General features: G+C 31.4%; 18 protein-coding genes and 2 tRNA genes. 13 read left to right on the plus strand and 7 right to left on the minus strand.

Going from position 1 to position 24566, the window contains the following annotated elements:
• Position 1 precedes the first annotated feature (1 nt).
• Genes argC through ACMFBB_RS16945 form a run of 3 tightly spaced genes read right to left on the minus strand, consistent with a single transcriptional unit; the run spans position 2 to position 2769 of the window.
• The gene (gene argC, locus ACMFBB_RS16935; protein WP_435261918.1) at positions 2–979 is read right to left on the minus strand and encodes an N-acetyl-gamma-glutamyl-phosphate reductase; all 978 of its coding nucleotides are present in this window, start codon (positions 977–979) and stop codon (positions 2–4) included.
• Between the two features lie 3 nt (positions 980–982).
• Positions 983–2161 (minus strand): argininosuccinate synthase, encoded by a 1179-nt coding sequence (locus ACMFBB_RS16940; RefSeq protein ID WP_435261919.1) that lies wholly within the window; start codon positions 2159–2161, stop codon positions 983–985.
• On the minus strand, positions 2158–2769 hold the full coding sequence (locus tag ACMFBB_RS16945) for a GNAT family N-acetyltransferase (RefSeq protein WP_435261920.1): 612 nt from the start codon (positions 2767–2769) through the stop codon (positions 2158–2160). The genes ACMFBB_RS16940 and ACMFBB_RS16945 overlap by 4 nt, the downstream gene beginning before the upstream one ends.
• 894 nt (positions 2770–3663) lie before the next feature.
• On the opposite strand from ACMFBB_RS16945, the gene ACMFBB_RS16950 reads away from it, so the two are divergent.
• The 6 genes from ACMFBB_RS16950 to ilvA all read left to right on the plus strand — a co-directional run bounded on the left by ACMFBB_RS16950 (position 3664) and on the right by ilvA (position 11330).
• Entirely contained in the window at positions 3664–4551 is an 888-nt protein-coding gene (locus ACMFBB_RS16950; protein WP_435261921.1) for a branched-chain amino acid transaminase, read from the plus strand.
• 3 nt (positions 4552–4554) lie between these two features.
• Positions 4555–6231, plus strand: coding sequence for a dihydroxy-acid dehydratase (gene ilvD / locus ACMFBB_RS16955; RefSeq protein ID WP_435261922.1), 1677 nt, complete (start codon positions 4555–4557; stop codon positions 6229–6231).
• Positions 6232–6300: 69 nt separating this feature from the next.
• The gene (ilvB, locus tag ACMFBB_RS16960; protein WP_435261923.1) at positions 6301–8034 is read left to right on the plus strand and encodes a biosynthetic-type acetolactate synthase large subunit; all 1734 of its coding nucleotides are present in this window, start codon (positions 6301–6303) and stop codon (positions 8032–8034) included.
• A 2-nt stretch (positions 8035–8036) separates the two neighbouring features.
• Positions 8037–8561, plus strand: a complete 525-nt coding sequence (gene ilvN / locus ACMFBB_RS16965) for an acetolactate synthase small subunit (RefSeq protein WP_435261924.1) — start codon at positions 8037–8039, stop codon at positions 8559–8561.
• 38 nt (positions 8562–8599) lie between these two features.
• Positions 8600–10066, plus strand: a complete 1467-nt coding sequence (gene ilvC / locus ACMFBB_RS16970; protein ID WP_435261925.1) for a ketol-acid reductoisomerase — start codon at positions 8600–8602, stop codon at positions 10064–10066.
• Between the two features lies 1 nt (position 10067).
• A complete protein-coding gene (ilvA, locus tag ACMFBB_RS16975) occupies positions 10068–11330 on the plus strand; it encodes a threonine ammonia-lyase IlvA (RefSeq protein ID WP_435261926.1) in 1263 nt (420 codons plus the stop codon).
• 69 nt (positions 11331–11399) lie between these two features.
• On the opposite strand, the gene ACMFBB_RS16980 is transcribed toward ilvA, so the two are convergent.
• Both ACMFBB_RS16980 and ACMFBB_RS16985 read right to left on the minus strand, forming a co-directional pair.
• Positions 11400–11475 (minus strand) — tRNA-Phe (locus ACMFBB_RS16980).
• 62 nt (positions 11476–11537) lie between these two features.
• Positions 11538–11610 (minus strand) — tRNA-Phe (locus ACMFBB_RS16985).
• Between the two features lie 108 nt (positions 11611–11718).
• On the opposite strand from ACMFBB_RS16985, the gene ACMFBB_RS16990 reads away from it, so the two are divergent.
• The 7 genes from ACMFBB_RS16990 (at position 11719) to ACMFBB_RS17020 (ending at position 21025) form a co-directional block, all read left to right on the plus strand.
• A complete protein-coding gene (locus ACMFBB_RS16990; RefSeq protein ID WP_435261927.1) occupies positions 11719–12450 on the plus strand; it encodes a type III pantothenate kinase in 732 nt (243 codons plus the stop codon).
• Positions 12443–13738, plus strand: a complete 1296-nt coding sequence (locus ACMFBB_RS16995; protein ID WP_435261928.1) for a hypothetical protein — start codon at positions 12443–12445, stop codon at positions 13736–13738. The genes ACMFBB_RS16990 and ACMFBB_RS16995 overlap by 8 nt, the downstream gene beginning before the upstream one ends.
• A gap of 18 nt (positions 13739–13756) precedes the next feature.
• Positions 13757–15067 (plus strand): hypothetical protein, encoded by a 1311-nt coding sequence (locus ACMFBB_RS17000; protein ID WP_435261929.1) that lies wholly within the window; start codon positions 13757–13759, stop codon positions 15065–15067.
• An 8-nt stretch (positions 15068–15075) separates the two neighbouring features.
• Positions 15076–15645 carry an LPS export ABC transporter periplasmic protein LptC gene (gene lptC / locus ACMFBB_RS17005; protein WP_435261930.1) on the plus strand — a complete coding sequence of 190 codons (570 nt, stop codon included), beginning with the start codon at positions 15076–15078 and terminating at the stop codon, positions 15643–15645.
• Between the two features lie 228 nt (positions 15646–15873).
• The gene (locus tag ACMFBB_RS17010) at positions 15874–17166 is read left to right on the plus strand and encodes a hemolysin family protein (protein ID WP_435261931.1); all 1293 of its coding nucleotides are present in this window, start codon (positions 15874–15876) and stop codon (positions 17164–17166) included.
• A gap of 102 nt (positions 17167–17268) precedes the next feature.
• Entirely contained in the window at positions 17269–19392 is a 2124-nt protein-coding gene (locus ACMFBB_RS17015) for a peptidylprolyl isomerase (RefSeq protein WP_435261932.1), read from the plus strand.
• A 160-nt stretch (positions 19393–19552) separates the two neighbouring features.
• Positions 19553–21025: a catalase gene (locus ACMFBB_RS17020; protein ID WP_435264326.1), complete on the plus strand. Its 1473-nt coding sequence runs from the start codon at positions 19553–19555 to the stop codon at positions 21023–21025.
• 53 nt (positions 21026–21078) lie between these two features.
• Here the strand turns inward: ACMFBB_RS17020 and ACMFBB_RS17025 are convergent, their stop codons facing one another.
• The gene (locus ACMFBB_RS17025) at positions 21079–22875 is read right to left on the minus strand and encodes a T9SS type A sorting domain-containing protein (RefSeq protein WP_435261933.1); all 1797 of its coding nucleotides are present in this window, start codon (positions 22873–22875) and stop codon (positions 21079–21081) included.
• Positions 22876–22980: 105 nt separating this feature from the next.
• Positions 22981–24381 (minus strand): dihydrolipoyl dehydrogenase, encoded by a 1401-nt coding sequence (lpdA, locus tag ACMFBB_RS17030; RefSeq protein WP_435261934.1) that lies wholly within the window; start codon positions 24379–24381, stop codon positions 22981–22983.
• Between the last annotated feature and the right edge of the window lie 185 nt (positions 24382–24566).

The following is a 24566-nucleotide window of genomic DNA, read 5'->3' on the forward strand; positions in this document are numbered from 1 at the left end:
TTTAGAAATAGTTAGCTTTTAATTGAAGACCGTAATTTTCTTGAAGCCCAAACATTAAATTCATGTTTTGAATTGCTTGGCCTGAAGCTCCCTTTAATAAATTGTCAATAATACTTGTTACTAATAGTTTGTTTTGATGTTTGTGAAGGTGAATCAAGCACTTATTAGTATTTACAACCTGTTTTAAATGTATGTTCTCTTCAGAAATAAAAGTGAAAGCTGCATTTTTATAAAATGAAGTAAAAAGGTTATTGGCTTCTTCTAGGGTGCCCTCAAATTTGGTGTAGGTTGTAGCGAAAATCCCTCTAGAAAAATTCCCCCTATTTGGCATAAAATTCACTTCAGAATTAAATTGTTTTTGAAATGAGTTAAGGGTTTGATTTATTTCACCTAAATGTTGATGGGTAAAAGGCTTGTAGTAAGAAAAATTATTATCTCTCCATGTAAAATGAGTGGTTTTTGATAAAGAGGTTCCCGCTCCAGTAGCTCCAGTAACAGCGTTAACGTGTATATCATCTTTAAGTAAGTTTGATTTTGCTAAAGGTAATATTGCTAGTTGAATAGCTGTAGCGAAACATCCAGGGTTGGCAATATGTGTTGCTTTTTGAATGGCTTCTTTATGTAGTTCTGGTAGTCCATAGATGAATTGTTTTTTTTGAAAATGACTATCATCTTTTAGTCTAAAATCATTTCCTAAATCAATTATTCTTGTAGTTTCTGAAAATGAATAAGTCTCTAAAAATTTTCTAGAATTCCCATGGCCTAAACACAAAAATAGTACATCTACGTTCGGGTTAATAGTGTTGGTAAATTTTAAATTAGTACTACCGATTAAATCTTGGTGAATGTGTGATATCTTATTGCCTGCGTTTGATGTGCTATAAACAAAGTTAATAGACGCTTTAGAGTGCTGTAGTAGTAGCCTAATTAACTCTCCTGCTGTATATCCAGCTCCACCAATTATTCCTATTTGTATCATGACTTATTGATTAACTTGTTGGTATATTTTATTTTGATTACCAAATATTTTTATAAAACCTTTAGCTTCTTCAGCGGTCCAGCTATTGTTTATTTCTCCATAACTACCAAACTTGGCATTCATTAAATCGTGAGGAGAAGAGATACCGTCAAGCGTAAAGTGGTAAGGCTTGAGTGTAATATGAATAGTACCAGAAACTTTGTCTTGACTACTTTGTAAAAAAGCTTCCATATTTCTCATGACAGGATCTAAATATTGACCTTCATGTAAATGCATTCCGTAAAAATTGGCTAAATATTCTTTGTGTTGTAATTGCCATTTAGTTAGTGTATGTTTTTCAAGTAAATGATGAGCTTTGATAATTAATAAAGCTGCAGCTGCTTCAAAACCAACTCTTCCTTTAATTCCAACAATTGTATCACCAACATGTATATCTCTACCAATCCCAAATTTTGAGGCAATGGTATTTAAATATTCTATGTTTTTTATAGGAGTATTTTCAATAGTATTTACAGCGATTAGTTCACCTTTTGAAAAAGAGAGTGTTACTTTTTTAGAAGTGGTGTTTGTTAACTGTGACGGATAGGCGGTTTCTGGTAATGGTTGAATTGAAGTTAGTGTTTCTTCACCTCCAACGCTAGTTCCCCATAAGCCTTTATTTATAGAGTATTTGGCCTTTTCCCAAGAAGTGTTAATACCATTGTTTTGTAAGTACTCAATCTCTTCTTGCCTAGATAAATTTTGATCTCTAATAGGAGTAATAATTTCGATTTCTGGTGCTATAGTTTGAAAAATCATATCAAATCTTACTTGATCATTTCCGGCGCCAGTGCTTCCATGAGCAATGTATTTAGCATCAATGCTTTTGGCATAGTTTACAATTTCTATGGCTTGTATAATTCTTTCAGCACTAACAGAAAGAGGGTATGTATTGTTTTTTAGTACATTTCCAAAAATTAAATATTTAATAACTTTATCATAAAAAGTATGAATAGCATTAATGTTTTGATAAGTGCTTACTCCCATTTTATAAGCATTTTCTTCAATCTTTTTTATCTCTTCAGAGGAAAACCCACCTGTGTTTACACTAACAGCATGTACATCGTATCCTTGTTTAGATAAGTTAACTGCACAATAAGAAGTGTCTAATCCACCACTATAAGCGATTACTAATTTTTTCATTTGTTGTTCTTTTTTAAATAAATGGTTTCTTTAATTTTTTTTAACCTTTGAAATACTTTCTTTTTTACTTTGCTTCTTGAAGATTTAGTGCTAGGGTCATATAACATTCCAGTACATAAACACATTTTTTGCTGTGTTCTTTGAAGAATATCATAGTTTATACAAGTTTTACAACCTTTCCAAAAAGATTGGTCTTCAGTTAATTCAGAAAAAGTAACAGGCTTGTATCCTAGATTACTATTCATATTAATAACTGCTAAGCCTGTGGTAATACTAAAAACTTTAGCGTTTGGAAATTTGGATCTAGATAAATTAAAAATGGTTTCTTTAATTTTTTTTGCCAGTCCAAGCCCTCTATAATTAGGGTGAACAATTAAACCAGAATTAGCTACAAATTCGCCATGTTCCCAAAGTTCTATATAGCAAAAGCCAGCAAATTTATGACCATCTAAAGCTATAACAGCATTTCCGTTTTCTAGTTTTGTAACTATATATTCAGGTTTACGCTTAGCGATACCTGTACCTCTTATTTTTGCTGCATTATCAATTGTTTCACAAATGATTTCAGCGTATTTACTATGAGTGTGATCAGCAATAACAACTTTCATTGAAATTGATTTTTAATGAATACTTTTATTGAATAATGTTTTTAGAATAGAACTGGACTCACCTGAGTTCTGTAAATAAGTAATCACCCTTACGGGCGTGGTCGAATATAAAAAAGGCGCGATGAAAAGTTACTGTTATTAACAGTACAAATGCTTAGTAATAAAATGTAAGTGTAGATTATGGTAATCAAAATAAAAAATAAAATTATACAATACTCAGTTTTAAAAAATGAAGATTTAGTGCTGGTGAGAATTACCGCACTAATAAACTGGGTGTATTATTGTATGTTTTATTTATTTGCATAACGTTGCAAATCTATTAAATTTTAATTTTAATAACCTAATAAAAAGAAAAAAAATAATAAAAATATTTAAATACCAGTCATTTAAACAAATGACTGGTATTTGTTTAAATATATTTTTTTTAGAAATAAATTTGGAAAAACAATAAATTATTTACAATATTTGTAATCAAGATGTGTAAACAAGTATTAAATATTATTTCTATCATTATTGTCGTTGTGATTATTTCACAAGGATAAAGGAAGTATATTTAAAAAATAAATAAAATTTAAAAAAGCTTCCTAAATATTTAGGAAGCTTTTTTTATTAGAATAGAATGAATCATTTTTTTAACATAGTAGTAATTATCATTATTGTCATTATTAGCTCACCACCGAGTTGATACAGATAGCTATTGTGTAAAAAAAGCCTGTATCAATTAATTGATACAGGCTTTTTTTATTTAATGACTGTCATTTGAATTAATGTGTAACTTACTGTTTAACTGGTCTTTATGTTGGTTTTATGAGAAGTGAGAATCATTATGTTATTAAATATAGTAGAAAAACAACAAAACGATAAAATAATTTTGAAAAACAAAACAACTAGGAAATGTATTATAATGATGAAACTGTAATTTTTTACAATGGACAATTTGTTAAAGCTAAAGAAGCTTCGGGTAATTTGTATGGGCAAACTTTACATTATGGAAATGGAGTTTTTGAAGGAATAAGAGCCTATGAAACTTCTGAAGGAACTAGAATATTTAAAGCTATGGAGCATTATAGACGTTTGCTTTATGGTGTTGAGGTGATGGATATTGATTTCGAGTACACTGAAGAAGAGTTAACAGAAATAACATACGAGTTGTTAGGAAGGAATAATTTAAAAGATGCATATATCCGTCCTCTTGTTGTAACTGGTGAGAATATGGGGGTTTTTTCAGCTAAAGGTTCTGATTTGATAATACAGTGTTGGAAATGGGATAAGTTGATGGGGAATGAATTATTACGTGTGAAAACATCAAGCTTTCAGAGGCCTAATCCTAAATCTTGTTTTGTTGAAGCAAAAATAACAGGGCACTATATTAATTCAATATTAGCCAGTAATGAGGTTAAAAAGGAAGGATATGATGAGTCATTATTACTAGATATGAATAATAATGTGGCTGAATGTTCAGGAGCTAATGTTTTTATGGAGAAAGAAGGTGTTTTGTATACACCACCAAGAGGGCATATTATGGCTGGAATAACTAGAGCTACCATTATAGATTTATGTAAAGAAGTAGGGATTTCCGTTAAAGAACAGCATTTTACATTAAAAGAATTAAAAGAAGCTGATAGTGCTTTTTTTACAGGAACAGCAGCTGAGGTTGTAGGTTTGAAATCATTAGATGAATATCAATTTCCTTTGAAATGGGAGGATTCTCAAGGAAATAAATTAATGAAATTATATAAGAATGAAGTTTTAGGGCTTCGTGAAAAATATTTAACAAATTAGAAAATGGAGTTAAATAAATTTAGTAAACAAGTAACTCAAGACGATACGCAACCAGCAGCACAAGCAATGCTTCATGCTATTGGTTTATCAAATGAAGATTTACAAAAACCTTTAATAGGTATTGCTAGTACTGGTTATGAGGGGAACCCATGTAATATGCATTTGAATGATTTAGCTAAATTAGTTAAAAGAGGCACTGAAAATGAAGACTTAATTGGTCTTATATTTAATACAATTGGTGTTTCTGATGGAATATCAATGGGAACACCAGGTATGCGATTTTCTTTACCATCACGCGATGTTATTGCCGATTCAATGGAAACAGTGGTACAAGCAATGTCTTATGATGGGTTAGTAACAGTTGTGGGGTGTGATAAGAATATGCCAGGAGCGCTAATGGCAATGTTACGACTAAACCGTCCATCTGTTTTGGTGTATGGAGGTACAATTGCATCTGGCTGTCATGAAGGAAAGAAGTTAGATGTTGTATCTGCTTTTGAAGCTTGGGGAGAAAAAGTGGCAGGGACTATTGATAATAAAGAATACCAAAGTGTTATTGAGAAAGCGTGTCCAGGAGCAGGTGCTTGCGGTGGAATGTATACAGCAAACACCATGGCGTCAGCTATTGAAGCTCTGGGTATGAGCTTACCTTACAATTCATCAAATCCAGCAATTAGCAAAAATAAAGAAGATGAATGTGTGAAAGCAGGAGAAGCTTTACGTGTTTTGTTAGAGAAAGATATAAAGCCTTCGGATATTGTTACTAAAAAATCGCTTGAAAATGCAATTCGATTAGTAACAATAATGGGAGGTTCAACAAATGCAGTTTTACATTTTTTAGCGATTGCAAAGGCTGCTGGTGTTAAATTTACATTAAAGGATTTTCAACGTATTTCTGACGAAACACCCTTTTTAGCAGATTTAAAACCAAGCGGTAAGTATTTAATGGAAGATGTTCATGCTGTAGGTGGAGTGCCAGCAGTTTTAAAATATTTGTTAGAAGAAGGGTTGTTGCATGGAGATTGTTTGACTGTTACTGGTAAAACGTTAGCAGAGAATTTAGCAGACGTTCCTGGTTTGAAAGAAAATCAAGATGTAATTAAGTCAATAGAAAACCCAATTAAAAATACGGGTCATTTAAGAATGCTGTATGGGAATTTAGCGGAAGAAGGATCTGTTGCTAAGATAACTGGTAAAGAAGGGTTGTTTTTTAGAGGTAGAGCTAAAGTTTTTGAGGGCGAGTATGCTACTAATGATGGAATAAGAGAAGGAAAAGTAGAAAAAGGAGATGTTGTTGTTATCCGTTATGAAGGGCCAAAAGGAGGGCCAGGTATGCCTGAAATGTTAAAGCCTACTGCTGCGATTATGGGAGCGGGATTAGGTAAAGATGTAGCCTTAATAACTGATGGCCGTTTTTCAGGGGGGACCCATGGGTTTGTAGTTGGTCACATTACTCCAGAAGCACAAGATGGAGGAACTATTGCTCTGGTAGAAGATGGAGACATGATTTCCTTGAATGCTGAAAACAATACAATTACATTGGAAGTTTCTGAAAATGAACTTAAAGAACGTAAAAGTAAATGGGTAGCCCCGCCTTTAAAGGTGAATAGAGGTGTATTATATAAATACGCTAAAACAGTCGCATCTGCATCTAATGGATGTGTAACTGATGAATTTTAAATTTCAGAATTAAAAAATAAAATAATAAGAAGCTTATAGCCAAAAGCTAGTAGCATAAAGCAAAATAAAATGGCAACAGAAACTAAAGAACAAACAGAACAAAAAACAAATCAAACAGAAAAAATATCAGGTGCTGAGGCTATTATAAAGTGTCTGCTGGCAGAAGGGGTAGATATATTGTATGGGTATCCTGGTGGAGCAATTATGCCAGTATATGACGAGTTGTATAAATATCAAGATAAACTACATCATGTTTTAACTCGTCATGAACAAGGAGCTACTCATTCAGCCCAAGGATATGCTAGGGTGTCTGGAAAAGTTGGGGTTGCTATTGCAACTTCTGGTCCTGGTGCTACTAATTTGATAACGGGTATAGCTGATGCCCAAATAGATTCTACACCTATGGTTTGTATTACAGGTCAGGTAGGTGCACATCTTTTGGGAACCGATGCGTTTCAAGAAACTGATATAGTAGGTATTTCTACACCGGTTACGAAATGGAATTACCAAATAACAAAAGCAAGTGAAATTCCAGAAATAATGGCAAAAGCATTTTATTTAGCTAAGTCTGGTCGTCCAGGACCTGTTTTAGTTGATATTACAAAGAATGCACAATTTGAAGAGTTTGAGTTTTCATATAAAAAATGTACTTCAGTTAGAAGTTATAGAGCTAAACCAGATGTAAATGATATAAAATTACAGGAGGCTGCAGCTTTAATAAACCAAGCTAAAAAACCATTGGTTGTTTTTGGACAAGGTGTTATTTTAGGACAAGCTGAAGAAGAGTTTAAATCATTTATAGAAAAAGCAAATTTACCGTCGGCATGGACAATTTTAGGATTGTCAGCTTTGCCTACCGCACATCCTTTAAATGTAGGGATGGTTGGAATGCATGGTAATTACGGACCCAATAAATTAACAAATGAATGTGATTTGTTAATAGCTGTAGGAATGCGCTTTGATGATCGTGTAACAGGAGATTTAAGCAGGTATGCTAAGCAGGCTAAAGTTATACATTTTGAAATTGATCCAGCAGAGGTGGATAAAAACGTAAAAACTGAAGTTGCTGTTTTGGGTGATGCAAAAGAAAGTTTGCAAAAAATACTGCCTTTAATTAATGAGAATTCTCATGAAAAATGGTTAAAAGAGTTTGAAAAACATGATGCTATTGAATTTGATAAAGTAAAAAAAGATGTTTTATATCCTAGTAAAGAAGGGTTAACGATGGGGGAGGTTATGAAAGAAATTAATAAAGCTTCAGGAGGGAATGCTGTTATTGTTTCTGATGTAGGTCAACATCAAATGTTTGCTTGTCGTTATGCTGAGTTTAATCAAAGTAAAAGTAATATAACCTCAGGAGGTCTTGGTACTATGGGGTTTGCTTTACCTGCTGCTATTGGAGCTAAAATGGGGGCGCCAGAGCGTGAGGTGGTTGCTGTTATTGGAGATGGCGGGTATCAAATGACTATTCAAGAGTTGGGTACTATTTTACAAACAAAAGCAGCGGTTAAAATAGTTGTGCTTAATAATGAGTTTTTAGGTATGGTTCGTCAATGGCAACAATTGTTTTTTGATAAAAGATATGCGTCTACTGAAATGGTTAACCCTGATTTTATAGCCATTGCAAAAGGGTATCATTTAAGAGCTAATAGAGTAACTAAAAGAGAGGAGTTAGAAAGTTCAATACAAGAAATGATGCAATCAGAAGAGGCATTTTTCTTAGAGGTTTGTGTGGAGAAGGAAGATAATGTGTTTCCAATGATACCAACAGGAGCTTCAGTTTCAGATATAAGATTAGAATAATTATGGATAATAAACAAACATATACCATATCAATATATACCGAAAATAATATTGGTTTATTGAATCGAATTTCAGCAATTTTTCAAAGAAGACATTTAAATGTTGAGAGTGTAAACGTTTCAAAGTCGGAAATTAAAAGTGTTTCTAGGTTTACGCTTTTGGTAAAGCTAACTGAAGATGAGGTGAAAAAGATAATAGGACAAATAGAAAAGCAAGTAGAAGTTATTAAAGCGTTTTATCATACCGATGATGAAACTATTTATCAAGAGTCTTGTTTATTTAAATTGAGCGCTGATTTGTTGACAGGCAATGATGAGATTCAAAAAATAATAAATGGAAGTAAATCAAGAGTTATAAATATTAATAAAGACTTTTTTGTTCTTGAAAAATCAGGTTCTAAGGAAGAGGTTGAAGAGCTTTACCATATTTTAGACCAGCATGGTATTATGCAATTTATTCGTTCAGGTAGAATTGCAATTACAAAAAAAGAAATGCCAGTTTCAGAGATGTTAAAAGCATTAGAATAAAAAATACAATAAATAAAATTTTATATAATAAACAAACAATGGAAAATTATTTTAACCAACTACCTCTAAGAGAAAAATTAGCTCAATTAGGTAAATGTAGATTTATGGAGTCTTCTGAATTTGAAGATGGAATTGAGGTTTTAAAAGGAAAGAAAATTGTAATAGTTGGGTGTGGAGCACAAGGTTTAAATCAAGGATTAAATATGCGTGATTCTGGTTTGGATATTTCTTATGCTTTGCGTGATGCAGCAATTAAGGAACAGCGTCAGTCGTATAAAAATGCTACTGAAAACGGGTTTTCAGTTGGCGGATATGATGAGTTGATACCAATTGCTGATTTGGTATGTAATTTAACACCAGATAAGCAACATACAAATGTTGTTAATACTGTAATGCCATTGATGAAACCTGGAGCAACATTAACATATTCTCATGGGTTTAATATTGTTGAAGAGGGAATGCAAGTTCGTGAGGATTTAACAGTGATTATGGTAGCTCCGAAGTGTCCTGGTACTGAAGTTCGAGAGGAGTACAAAAGAGGTTTTGGAGTGCCAACTTTAATTGCAGTGCATCCAGAAAATGACCCTGAAAATAAAGGGTTATCTCAAGCCAAAGCATATGCATTTGCCACAGGAGGTCATAGGGCTGGTGTATTAGAATCGTCTTTTGTGGCTGAAGTTAAATCAGATTTAATGGGTGAGCAAACAATTTTATGTGGAGTTTTACAAACCGGAGCCATTCTATCTTTTGATAAAATGGTTGAAGAAGGTATAGAACCTGGGTATGCAGCTAAGCTAATCCAATTTGGATGGGAAACAATTACTGAGGCTTTGAAGCATGGAGGTATTACTAATATGATGGATAGGTTATCAAATTCAGCTAAAATAAAAGCTTTTCAAGTATCAGAAGAGTTAAAAACAATAATGCGCCCTTTATTTTATAAGCATATGGATGATATTATGTCAGGTCATTTTTCAAAGACCATGATGGAAGATTGGGAGAATGATGATAAAAACTTGTTAAGCTGGAGGGCAGCTACTGGTGAAACTGCTTTTGAGAAAACAAAAATTTCAGAAAATGAAATTACTGAGCAAGAATATTTTGATCACGGAACATTATTAGTTGCTTTCGTAAGAGCTGGTGTTGAATTAGCATTTGAATCTATGACAGAGGCTGGTATTATTGAAGAATCGGCATATTATGAATCATTACATGAAACGCCATTAATAGCGAATACTATAGCGCGAAAGAAATTATATGAAATGAATCGAGTAATTTCTGATACGGCTGAATATGGTTGTTATTTATTTGATCATGCATGTAAGCCTTTATTAACTGAGTTTATGAAGACAGTAACAACTGATATCATAGGTAAACCGTATAAAGGAACAGGTAAAATTGATAATCAAGAATTAATAGCGGTAAATAAAGCTTTGAGAAATCATCCAGTTGAAAAAATTGGAGCAACTTTAAGGGCTTCAATGACTGCGATGAAACAACTATAATATGGAGACAAAAAACATCTATTTTCCTAAATTAAAAGATGTAAATAAAGCTGCGACTACTTTAAAAGAGGTAGTTGCAGTAACTCCTTTGATGTTAAATTATACTTTTTCAAATAAATATGAAACAAATGTTTTTTTAAAAAGAGAAGATTTACAACAAGTACGATCGTATAAAATTAGAGGTGCATATAATAAGATAAGTTCATTAACAAAGGAAGAGTTGATTAATGGAATTGTTTGTGCTAGCGCTGGGAATCATGCGCAAGGTGTAGCTTTGGCTTGTAAAAAGAAAGAAATTCAAGGAACAATATTTATGCCTGCTCCAACACCAAAACAAAAGTTAGAGCAGGTTAAAATGTTTGGGGGTGAATTTATAGATATTCAGTTAACAGGTGATACTTTTGATGATGCTTATAAAGCTGCAAAATTTATAGCAGATAGTTTAGGTAAAACCTTTGTTCACCCATTTGATGATGAAAAAATTATTGAAGGACAAGCAACAGTTGGTTTAGAGATCCTAGAACAAGCAAATGAATCAGTTGATTATGTATTTGTGCCTGTGGGAGGTGGTGGTTTAGCTTCGGGGCTTTCAAGTGTTTTTAAGTTAATATCGCCTACTACAAAAATTATCGGTGTTGAGCCTGAAGGGGCAGCCTCAATGCAGCAGGCAATAGCAAATAATAAAAATGTTAAATTATCTGAAATAGATAAGTTTGTAGATGGCGCAGCTGTTCAGCAGGTAGGTGATTTAACCTATAAGATATGTAAAGAAAATTTAGATGATATGATCACGGTTCCAGAAGGAAAAGTGTGTCAAACAATTTTAGATATGTATAATAAAGACGCTATAGTTGTTGAACCTGCTGGAGCATTAACTTTGGCTGCTTTAGATGCTTTTAAAGGTGAAATTAAGGGTAAAAATGTAGTATGTGTTATTAGTGGAAGTAATAATGATATAACAAGAACTGCTGAGATTAAAGAGCGGGCTTTGTTGTACGGTGGTTTAAAGCACTATTTTATTATTCGATTTCCTCAACGAGCAGGAGCTTTAAAAGAATTTGTAATTGATGTCTTAGGAAAGAATGATGATATTACTTTCTTTGAATACTCTAAAAAAACTAGTAGAGAAAATGGGCCAGCTGTTGTTGGTGTAGAGTTGGAAAAGAAAGAAGATTTATCTCCATTAATAGCTCGGATGAAAGAGCGTAATTTTTACGGAGAGTATTTAAATAATAAACCTAATTTGTTTGAGTTTTTGGTGTAAAAAGTCGTTTTTAACGACTTTTTTTGTCTATATAAAACCAAAAATCCCAAACTTTAGTCTGGGATTTGGTGGTGGTGCCTCCAGGAATCGAACCAGGGACACAAGGATTTTCAGTCCTTTGCTCTACCAACTGAGCTAAGGCACCATTGGTACTTAATTTTTGTAGCTTTTAGTAAAATAAAATTCATAAAATATGATTTTTATTTGTGGTGCCTCCAGGAATCGAACCAGGGACACAAGGATTTTCAGTCCTTTGCTCTACCAACTGAGCTAAGGCACCAATTGCTACTTTCGTTAAGCGGATGCAAATATACAATCGTTTTTCAATTTAACAAAATAAAAAAACTAAAAAAATGTATTGTAACTTTGTTTTTTTTAAAAAATAAATATGTTTTTAATAATTGATGTAGGTAATACAAGAGTTAAAGTAGCTGTTTATGAGAATGATGTGGTTGTTGATAGTATTGTATTTCTAAAAACGAAAATAATTGAAGAATTAGAAAAAATTATTTCTAAATATAGAATATCAAAGAGTATTGTGTCTTCTGTAGCGACATTTTCTAAGAATGAGGAAGAAAAAATAATAGAAATGATCAATCCTATAATCCTAAATCATGAAACTAAAGTACCTTTTGAAAATAAGTATGATACTCCTAAAACTTTGGGAGTTGATAGAATAGCTTTAGCTGCCGCTGCTGTAAGTAAGTTTCCCGAAAAAAATACTTTAGTTATAGACGCAGGAACCTGTATTACATTTGATTTTATAACTAAAGATAAAAAGTATTTAGGTGGAGCCATTTCTCCTGGAATAGCCATGAGGTATAGAGCTTTAAATGCATTTACATCAAAGTTACCATTACTGAAAAAAAGGCATATTACTGATTTTATAGGGAGAAATACAGATACTTCTATGCATTCTGGAGTAGTAAATGGAGTATATAATGAAATAATGGGTCTTATTAATCAGTATAAAGCAGGCTATCAAGATTTAACAATTGTTTTAACAGGAGGAGATACAAAATTCTTGGCAGAACAATTAAAAAGTGTCATATTTGCCCATCCAAATTTTGTTTTGGAGGGATTACACACTATTTTGATATATAATTTAGAGGATGATTAAGAGGATTATAATAGGACTATTAGTATTAAGTTCAACAACAATTGTAGCGCAAAGTAATAGTGCGTCACCATATTCTTATTTTGGTATAGGGGAAAATTTTGATCCATTAACTGTAGAACAGTCTTCAATGGGAGGTATTGGAGTTGCACTAAAAGATACGTACCATTTAAATTTTACAAACCCAGCAGCAAATGCTGATTTAAGATATGCTACTTATGCAATTGGAGGAAATTTAACTTTTTTGAAGTTAAAAGAGTCTAATTCATCTCAATCTGGAAACTCAACTAGTTTAAGATATGTTTCTTTAGGATTTCCAATAGGAAAAAAGGCGGGGTTGTCTGTTGGTTTACAACCATTCTCATCTGTAGGGTATTCTTTATTGAATAGAGTGTATGATGGTGACGAAATTAAGGAGATTTCAAGATTCTCAGGGATAGGTGGAACAAATAGGCTGTATGCTAGCTTTGGTACGTATTTATTTGACGGGTTTTCTTTAGGAGCTGAAGTTGGTTTTGTTTTTGGAAGTTTACAAAATGATCTTTTAAATCAAGTTCAAGAAACTATGTTAGCGACTAAGCACCAAGAAAAATTAACTCTTAGAGGAGGGCAATTTAAACTTGGAGCACAGTATAAGAAAGAGTTAAAAAATGAATTACAACTTTATACAGGTGCAGCTGTTACTTTTGATAGTGATTTATCTGCAAATGGAGCCGAAAGAATGTATTCATTATCTATTGCTAGCTCAGGAGCAGAACAAGTAAGAAAAATATTATACGATAAATCTATATCAGGAAATTTAACAATGCCTTTCAAAACTGTTTTTGGTGTAGGTTTGGGAAAAGTAAATAAGTGGTATGTTGGAATAAATCAAGAGTATAGAGATGCAGTAGTTAGTTCTGAGGGAATTAATGTTATAGGGAATAGTCAAGCATTTAGATATGAAAGAGGAAGTAAATTTTCAATAGGAGGATATTATCTGCCTAAATTAAATTCAATATCAAGTTATTGGGATAGAGTAACTTATAGAGGTGGTGTGAGGTTTGAGAAAATGGGGATTTTAGCAGATGGAACAGGAACTGGAAATAATTTAACATCAATAAACGACTTTGGCATAAATATTGGATTTGGTTTACCACTTCCAAAACAATTATCTAGTATTAATATAGGATTTGAGTACGGACAAAGGGGGACAATAATTAATAACCTAATTAAAGAAAACTATTTTAATGTAAAATTAAGTTTATCTCTAAATAGTATTAATTGGTTCAAAACAAGAAAAATAGATTAATTAAAAACTGATTAAATAATGAAAAAAATTACGTATTTACTAACAGGAATGTTTTTGTTTGTAGCCGTAAATGTAGTTAAAGCGCAGGCTAGTCAAGAATGTAACATAAAGTACAACCTATTTAAAGGGAATGCTATTACTAAAAAATATACCGAGGCCAAACCAGATCTTGAATATTTACTTACTAACTGTCCTAAATTATCAGTTAATATTTATAAATACGGTGCTAAAGTAGCTGACAAAACCAACGATCATGATTTAGCTAAGAAAGTTTATGAAGCTAGGTTAATTAATTTCCCTAATAAAGGGGCTGCAAAAGCACATAGTGATTACGCAAAGTATTTAATTAAAAATAAGTTAGCATCTGATGCTGATGTGTTTTTGTTATTAGAAAAAGCCTACAAAATTTCACCTAAAGACATGAGTGTTACTAACATCTTTAGGTATTTTAAAGGTGTCACTGATAAATATAAAGATACTGATCCTCAAAAAGTATTTGACACGTATGATGATGTAATTGAATCTGTTCAAGAAAAATTAGATGATTATAATGTTAAAATAGCAAAATTACAAGCTAAAGAAGAAGCTGGTACAATCGATAGTAAAGAGAAGAAGAGACTAAACGCTTATACAATAAACTCTGGTTCATTAGGTAAAGTTGAAGGAGGTTTGGATGCTATGATTTCTGAAATAGCTACTTGTGAAAGATTAATTCCTATTTATAAAAGAGATTATGATTCAAATAAAACAAACGGAGTTTGGTTAAAAAGAGCTGTATCAAGAATGTATAATAAAGGTTGTCAAACTGATCCTTTATTTGAAACGCTAGCGAAAGCGTATGCAGATGCTACCCAATCAGCTGACGCGTTCAACTTTATTGCTGGAGTATTGGAAAATAATGGAGATAAAAGAGGAGCTGCTCAAATGAGAAAGAAAGCTTTTGATTTAGAAACTGACCCATTAAAGAAAGCTAAATTGAAATTAAGAGAAGCTCAAGGATCTAGGGGGTCAAGAGCAAGAGCTTTAGCTTATGAAGCTTTAAAGTATAACCCAAATATGGGTAAAGCATACTTATTTATTGCAAGTTTATATCAAAAAAGTGTCAACACTTGTGGAGGAGATGAGTTTGAAAAACGAATGGTATATGTAGCTGCATTGAATAAAGCATTAAAAGCCAAAAGAGTTGATCCTGGGTGTGGAGCTGGTAGATATATTTCTAGTTACAAAAAAAATATACCTTCAAAGAAGTTGATTTTTCAGAAAGGAGTTTCTTCAGGAATGTCTCATAAAATAGGATGTTGGATTGGTGAAACTGTTCGTATACCTTAATCAATTAAATGAGAGTTGAAAAATATAACATATATAAAAACATTGCTATCATTGGATTGATAGCAATGTTTTTTTCTTGTACCAATAGTAAAAAAGAAGTACAAGATTTCTTAGCAGATAAAAACTTACCTATTGCTATAGGTAAAGATATTTATCATGTTTATAAAGATTCCGGTAGAATTACTTCTAAGTTAATAACTCCATTATTACATGACTTTACAAATAGAAAAGAACATCCGTATAACAAGTTTCCTAAAGGGATAAAAATAGTAACCATAGAAAAAAATGGAGATTCAACTACAATTACGGGTAATTTCGCATTAACTTATAATAAAACAAGAATTTCTGAAATTAGAGATAATGTGGTGATTGTAAATCATGCAGATAACTCTAAATTAGAAACAAATCAGCTTTTTTGGGATCAAACCGAGAAATATTTGTTTACTGAAGATGGTTTTCGATTAACTACTGAAACAAGTGTTATCAATGGTTTTGGCTTTGAGTCAAGACAAGACTTATCTAAATGGGTAGCAAAAGATATTACAGGAGAAGTAGAAACAAAAGACGACGACTTATAATGAACACACTTTGGAAATATATACAATACGGATACTTAATAGTTGGAATTATTTTTTTTATAGAAGGTTTTCTTAAATGGAATATAGATAAGGAACAAGCTCTTTTTATGTTTGGTTTTGGTATCTTTATAATTCTGATTTTCTTTTTTAAACGGTATTTTAGAAGAAAAGTAGAAAGAAGAAATAAACAAAATTAAAGCCTAAATAGTAATTGTAAAAAGGAGTTAAATGCAGTTTGATGTTATAATAATCTTAGTGTCAGTTTTATTGTCTGCTTTTTTTTCAGGCATGGAAATTGCATTTGTTTCTGCAAATAAATTACATATTGAACTAGAAAAAAAGAGAGAAGGTTTTCTTCCTAAAATTCTAGCTAAAATAACTGAAAAATCCTCAAATTTTATAACCACAATGTTGGTTGGTAATAATGTTGCTTTAGTTATTTATAGTTATTTTATGGGAAAGCTTTTAATGACTTGGTTTCAAACTTTTTTACCATCAGATAGTATAATTGTAAACTATGTTTTGTTAGATGTAAGCCTATTAACTCAAACAATTATATCTACTATTATTATCCTAGTTACTGCTGAATTTTTACCAAAGGCAATTTTCAGAATTTATGCAAATGAAATGTTAAAGGTATTTGCTATTCCTGCTTATTTTTTTTATTTGATATTCTATATAATCACTTGGATTATTACTAAGATTTCTGATTTTTGTTTACAGGTTTTTTTTAAAACAATTGAGAATGAAAAACAAACAGCATTTAGTAAAGAAGAGTTGGGTAATTATATATCTGAACAGTTAGATGGAGGAAGTAATCATGAAAAAGTTGACTCTGAAATTCAAATATTTCAAAATGCTTTAGAGTTTCATAAAGTTAAAGCAAGAGAAATTATGGTGCCACGAACTGAGATTATTTCTACTGATATTCATGATTCGGTGGTAAATTTAAGAGAATTGTTTATTGAAACAGGATTGTCTAAGGTATTAGTATATAAAAATTCATTAGATGATATTTTAGGCTATGTAAATGCTTTTGAGTTATTTAAAAAACCCAGAACTATAAAATCAATACTATTACCTGTTGAATTTATTCCAGAGTCAATGATTATTAATGATGTTTTAAATTTATTAATTAAAAAAAGAAAAAGTATTGCAATAGTTGTTGATGAATATGGAGGAACCTCTGGAATAATAACTGTAGAGGATATCGTTGAAGAGTTATTTGGAGAGATTGAAGATGAACATGATAGTCAAGAACTTCTTGAAGAAAAAATAAATGATAATGAATATAATTTTTCTGCAAGGTTAGAGGTTGATTATTTAAATGAAGAGTTTAATTTAGATATTCCTAAAGAAGAAGCATATGAAACATTAGGAGGCTTTATAATTAATCATACTGAAAATATACCTACTCAAGATGAGGTTTTGAATATCGGTAAATTCCAATTAAAAATATTAAAAGTTAGTACGTCTAAAATAGATGCTATCCATTTTAAAGTATTAGAGAAAGAAGAATAATACTTGCATATAAGTAAACTTACTCTAAAACAGCTAAAAAAACATTGCATTATTAAATGTGAAATTGTATTTTCGCACACTGTTAATAAATAAAAATGACGTATGGCAATTTTATCGAAAATTAGAGAACGTTCAATGTTCTTAATTCTTGTTATTGGTTTAGCACTTTTTGCATTTGTATTAGACCCATCTACAATATCAGATTTTTTTAATGCAAGTAAAGTAAACGAAGTAGGAGATGTAAATGGAGAAAGTATATCTCGTCAAGAATTTGCAGAAGCCCTAGATGCATATAAAAAGCAAACTGGTAACAGAGTTTCTGAAATGCAAGCAGCAAAAACTGTTTGGAATAATTTATTACGTCAAAAAATATACAAATCTCAATTAGAGGAGGCAGGAATTACTGTTGGAGAAGCAGATATTATGCAAGCTTTACTTGATTCACCTACTATTCAAGGTGACCAAAGATTCCAAACTTCTGGTATTTTTGATAAAAGTAAATTGAAAGAACATTTAGCTACTATAAAAGATGCTAATAACGATGAGTGGAGAGCTTGGCAAAATTATATGGTTTCCTTAAGAGATAATTTAGAGAAAACGACTTATGATAATTTGGTGTCTTCTGGTTTAGGTGCATCTTTAAAAGAAGGAGAAGGACAGTACCTAACTGAAAATACTAAAGTTTCAGGAAAGTATGTGTATGTTCCTTTTACTTCAATAGCTGATAGTACAGTAACTGTAAAGAAGAGTGATGTTAAGGCATATATAGAAAATCATAAAAATCAATATCAAGTTGAAGCTTCAAGAGATGTGAAATTTGTAAAATTTGATATAGTTCCTACTTTAGAAGATGAAGAGGCTTTAAGAGTTGAGGTAGCTAAGTTAATCGAAGATTCTGAAGATGATCAAAGAAATATATTAAAAGGGTTAAAAAATGCTACTGATTATGGTGCTTTTTTAGAAGATGCTAAATCTGATATTTCACTTGATGATAATTATAAATTTAAAATTCAGGTACCTCAAACAATAGCTGAAAAGCTTTTTGAAGGTAAAGAAGGAGACGTTTTCGGTCCTTATAAAGATAATGATTATTTCAAATTATCGAAAATTACAAAAATTACTCAATTGCCAGATTCAGTTCAATCTAGGCATATTTTAATACCTTTTATAGGTGCAAATCCAAGTGGATATGAGCCGACTAAAAATGAAGCAGACGCTAAAATAATGGCAGATAGTTTATTGACTGTTTTAAAAGCAGATTCATCTAAATTTGAAGATTTGGCAAAGGAGCTTTCTTCTGATAAAGGTTCTGCTGAAAAAGGTGGGTTTTATGATTGGTACGGATACAACCGAATGGTACCAGAATTTAGAGACTTTACTTTTGAAGGAAAAAAAGGAGATATAGGAGTTGTTAAAACTGTTTTTGGTTTCCATATCATTAAGATTGAAGATCAGAAAAATTTTCAACCAGCAATGAAATTAGCAACCTTTGGAAGAAAGATTGAAGCATCAGAAGCTACAGAAAACAAAATATTCCAAAATGCTGAAACTTTTGCTTTAAATTTAACTAATGGTAAAAAATATACTGATTTAGTAAAAGAAAATAGTTTAACTTCTTTACCAGCGGTGGGTTTGAAAGTTTTAGATGAAAACGTTCCAGGACTTGGTAATGAAAGAGAAATTATAACCTGGGCATTTGGAAAAGATGTTGAAGTAGGTAATTTTAAAAGATTTGATGTAGAAGGTGGTTATGTGGTAGTTATGTTAACTGATAAAACATCTAAAGGTTTGATGTCTGTTGATAAAGCCATACAAACTGTTCGTCCTATCATTTTAAATGAAAAGAAAGCCGAAATTATTTCAAGTAAAATGAATGGAGCTACTTTGAAGGATATAGCTAAATCATCAGGTCAAACAATACGAGGTGCAGTAGATGTTAATTTACAATCTCCTAGTCTTTCAGGAGTTGGGTACGAGCCTAAGATTGTAGGGGCTATGATTAATGCAAAGGAAAATAAAGTATATAATAAGGTAGTTGGAGACAGAGGTGTTTATGCTTTTTTTACTGAAAAGAAAGAGTTACCTACAGCATTACCTAATTATGACACGTACAGAAAGAGAATTGCTAATAATAGAAAGAATAAAACAAATCAAATGTATGAGGCTGTAAAAAAAGCAGCTGATATTAATAATAGTGTTGGAAGCTTCTACGGTATTCAACAATAACATATAATTTTATATAGATTGTTAAACCGAGTTTTACAACTCGGTTTTTTTATTCCAAATTCATAATAATAGTATTTTTCTATTTAAAAATAAAAACTATCAATTTTTATTATGTTTTGTTTTTTTATAAGTTTACAAAAACAAAATACAGATAGTAATGATTAAAAAAAGAAAATTAACAACAGCGTCAGGTGCATCATTGTTTCATTATGAAGATTCTCAAAGTATTGGAGAAAGAGGGCCATTATTATTACAAGACTTTTTTTTACATGAAAAATTAGCTCACTTCAACAGAGAAAGAATACCTGAAAGAATTGTCCATGCTAAAGGTTCAGGGGCGTATGGTACTTTTACGGTAACAAATGATATTAGTAAATATACTAAAGCAAAACTTTTTAATAAAGTAGGTAAGCAAACAAGGTTATTTGCTCGTTTTTCTACTGTAGGAGGAGAGAAAGGATCAGCAGATACAGAAAGAGATCCTAGGGGATTTGCTATAAAGTTTTATACGGAAGATGGTAACTGGGATTTAGTTGGAAATAATACTCCTGTTTTTTTTATTAAAGACCCTAAAAAATTTCCAGACTTTATACATACTCAAAAACGTGATCCTTATTCAAACTGTAAGTCAGCGACTATGATGTGGGATTACTGGTCTTTCAACCCTGAGAGCTTACATCAAGTACTTATTTTAATGAGTAATAGAGGTACACCTGATGGGTATAGGTTTATGAATGGGTATGGCAGTCATACATTCTCTTTAGTTAATGATAATAACGAAAGAGTCTATGTAAAGTTCCATTATAAAACTATGCAAGGCATTAAAAATTTAAGTGATAGTGAAGCAATATATTTAAAAGGAATTGATCCAGATTACGCACAAAGAGATTTAGTTGAAGCTATAGACAAAGGTGATTATCCAAAGTATGCTTTAAAAATTCAAGTTATGACAATTGAAGAAGCAGATAGTTTTAGGTGGAACCCTTTTGATGTAACTAAAGTATGGCCTCATGCTTCTTTTCCTTTAATAGATGTTGGTGTAATTGAGTTGAATGAAAATCCTAATAATTATTTCGCTCATGTAGAGCAATCTGCTTTTGCTCCTTCAAATTTAGTTGATGGTATTGGGTTTTCACCAGATAAAATGCTTCAAGGACGAATTTTAGCCTACCCTGATGCACATCGCTATCGAATAGGTGTTAATTATGACGCATTACCTGTAAATAAATGTCCATATATGGTTAATAATTATCATAGAGATGGTTCAATGCGGTTTGATGACAATGGTGGGGATTCTCCAAATTATTTTCCTAATAGTTTTGATAATATCAAGTTAGAATCAACGAGAGAGGAGGGAATGAATTATGAATTAAAATCCAAAGAAGTAGGCTATTTTGATCGTAATGATAACGATGATGACCATTATACCCAACCTGGAAATTTATTTAGATTAATGTGTAAAAAAGAGCAAAAAGATACAATTACTAATATTGTAAATGCAATGAGTGGAATTTCAGGATTCAAAAAAAATGAAATAATAAATAGACAGTTATGTCATTGGTTTAGAGTAGATCGTGAATTAGGTATGGAAATAGCTAACGGTTTAAATATAAAAATAGAAGGGAATAAATAAAAATATATAAAATTAAAAACCGAGAATAATTGCTCGGTTTTTAATCTTTAAGATTATTTTTTTATAATTTTAAAACTCTTTGAATAGTTTTTATAATTTATAGAAGCTATATATAAACCTGAAGATAGATTGTTAGTATTAACGCTATATGTTCTATTATTTTCTATCATATTAGTATTTGTTATTAATTGACCGCTTATTGTGTAAATTTTAATTGAAAGTTCATGAGTAGATGGAATTCCTTTAGTTGTAAAATTTATTGAGTCAGTAATTATACTATTATTTAACTTTATATCAAATAGAGATTCTTTAGGAGTATTTAATTCTTTAATTTTATTATTTGTGATACTACCAACCGTAAATCCAGAAATTATATTTCTACTAAAATCTGGGTGCATACTGTTAATGTAAATAGTATAAACACCTTCTTTAAATAGTGATGTATTTAGTGTAAATTTTTTTGTTTTTGAATGATAGCTAAATACTTCTAAATAAGCTTCTTCTTTAGAAGTATTACCTAGCAAATCAGAAGTTTTGGTAATAGTAGCTGATACTTTAATTTCATCTGTATTTACCTTAGTGTTATGAAACGACACTTGTATGATATTTTTGTCTTTTTTAACCTCATATATCATTTTGGGGCCATTCGGTTGATGGGCATAAGCAACGAATTTCGAATTACTTGTTAAAACACTTGGAGTGGATGTTTTAAGTGTATAATTACTTATATAATCACTGAATGAATTCGTTTTAAAGTGTTTTTTTGTATGTGTAATTAAATTACCATTTGTAGATTTTAAGTTGAAGTTAGAAGATGAGTTTTCATGGAATACTTGTATAGCAATATTTGTATTTCCTTTATCTGCTATAATTTTGTCATAATCATTTTCTGAGTTAATGATTTGATAATCACTTGTTAATTTAGTGTAATTAATCAACTTAGAAGTGTTTCTACTTAACTTGTTTTTCATGGCGTTTTCATTTAAATAAGGTTTAATGTGTTTCCACACATATTGCCCTAATGCTATATCAACATGATCTAAATACGCTTCGTTCTTCTTAAATGCGTAAACCCCATTAGGTCTAAGGGTACTTTTATAAGGAGATACTCCGTCATTTATTCCTTGATGTAAATATAAAATGCTACCACTGGCAAACATTAAAGGAGCCAATAATGTATGTCCTCTAGCAAAACCTGATCCACCAAGAATAATAAATTTTGAGGGCTCATTGTTTACATGATTATCAAAATAGGGGCGAACAACATCTCTACAATAATAGGTCGTTGAAGTAGCACCTCCCTCGTTTAAACCTGTTTTTTTCCATAACCAATTTAACCACCATTGTTGTGATATATCGGCTAAATAAGTACCCCAATATGGTGTTCCCAAAGCAAAAACTTTTTTCACTTTATTAAATTTGTTATGTGTGTACATTGCAACTTCAGACGCTTTTCCTCCGTTACTGTGAGCAATAATGTATAGATCATTTACACCGTATTTGCTAGTTATAATATCAATAGATTCGGCTAATAACTTTCCGTTAGCCCACATGCCTTCTCCCCTTGTTGTAGCAACAAAAACTACTTGATACCCTTCGCTAAATGCTTCTTGATAAAATGTATTGTTTGTGAAAAAAAGTTGATTAAGGTCAATATATCCATGGTTAAATAAAATAACTTTTCCATTAAAATTAGTAGGTTTAGCTCCATAATGGATAGTTGATTTTAGTAGTGAACCAATAAAGAAGGAGCTAAGATTACTTGGTTTAGGAAGTTGTTTTTCAATAAGGTTTTGAGAAAAAAGTGTTAAAGATGTGAAAAAAACACATAATATTTTGATTAATTTCATTTTTATTAGGGGTTTGATTAAATGAGTTAAATATATGTGAAAAATTAACAAAAAAAAGGTGTTATTTTAAAATAACACCTTTTTTTATTGTTTTTATTGTTTTTTTTAAGCGTTTAGAGGCTTACCATCCCAAGCAGCTTTAGCAGCTTCCTTCACTGCTTCAGAATAGGTAGGGTGACCATGACAAATACGAGCTAAATCTTCAGCAGATGCTCTGTATTCCATAGCAACAGCAGCTTCCATGATTAAGTCAGCAACACGAGCCCCAACCATATGAACTCCTAAAATTTCATCGGTATTTTTATCAGCTAAAACTTTTACAAAACCATCAGTATCTCCACTAGCACGAGATCTACCTAATGCACGCATTGAAAATTTACCAGCTTTATAGTGAACTCCGCTATCTTTTAATTCTTGTTCTGTTTTACCAACAGCAGCAACTTCTGGCCAGGTATAAACGATACCAGGAATTAAATTATAATCAATATGAGGTTTTTGTCCCGCTAAATATTCAGCAACGACTACACCTTCTTCCTCTGCTTTATGGGCTAACATTGTTCCACGAACAACATCCCCAATGGCATATATATTAGATACATTAGTTTGTAAATGATCATTAACATCTATCATTCCTCTTTCAGTAACCTTAACACCTGCTTTTTCTAAAGCTAATCCGTCAGTATATGGACGACGGCCAACAGATACTAAGCAATAATCACCAGTAAAAGTAACTTCTTCCCCTTTTTTATTAGTTGCTTTAACGATTACTTCATCTCCATTTCTTTCAACAGAAGTAACACCATGGTTTGCATTAAACTTCATCCCTTGCTTCTTTAAAACTTTAGTAAGCTCTTTAGAAACATCTTTATCCATAGTTGGAGTAATTGTAGGGGCATATTCAATAACTGTAACATTAGCACCTAAACGCTTGTAAACAGAACCTAGTTCTAATCCAATTACACCACCACCAATTACTAGTAAATGTTTAGGAACTTCTTTTAATTTTAATGCTTCAGTAGATGTTATTACACGTTCCTTATCAATAGAAATAAAAGGTAATGTTGAAGGTTTTGAACCAGTTGCAATAATAATGTTAGCTCCCTCAATTATTTCTGAACTACCATCATTTTTTGATACTTTAACATGTGTTGCATCCTCAAAAGAACCTACTCCTTCGAAAACTTCAATGTTATTCTTATCCATTAAATACTTAATTCCACCCGTTGTAGTTTCAACTACATTTGCTTTACGAGCAACCATTTTTCCAAAATCGAAGGATGGTTTTTCAACAGAAATTCCATGCTCTTCAAAATGGTTTACAGCATCATAGTAATGATGAGAAGAATCTAATAAAGCTTTTGAAGGTATACAACCTACATTTAAACAAGTACCACCTAGAGTAGAATATTTTTCTATAATAGCAACTTTTTTACCTAATTGAGCAGCTCTGATAGCAGAAATATATCCTCCAGGACCAGAACCAATAACGATTACATCGTATTTCATGAGTCGTGTTTTTATTGTTTTATTTTGGCTAAGTAGTGTTTTACCTTTCTGCTTAGCTATCTGTTTTGTTTTTCAGAATAATAACCGCAAAATTACATATAATTGTTGATTTGTTGAAGAATGTTTAAGATTAGTTTTTGATGAGTATTATTAAAAGGAAGATAAAGAATGTCAGTATAAAACTA

Source organism: Tenacibaculum sp. nBUS_03 (assembly GCF_051201695.1).
Lineage (GTDB): Bacteria > Bacteroidota > Bacteroidia > Flavobacteriales > Flavobacteriaceae > Polaribacter.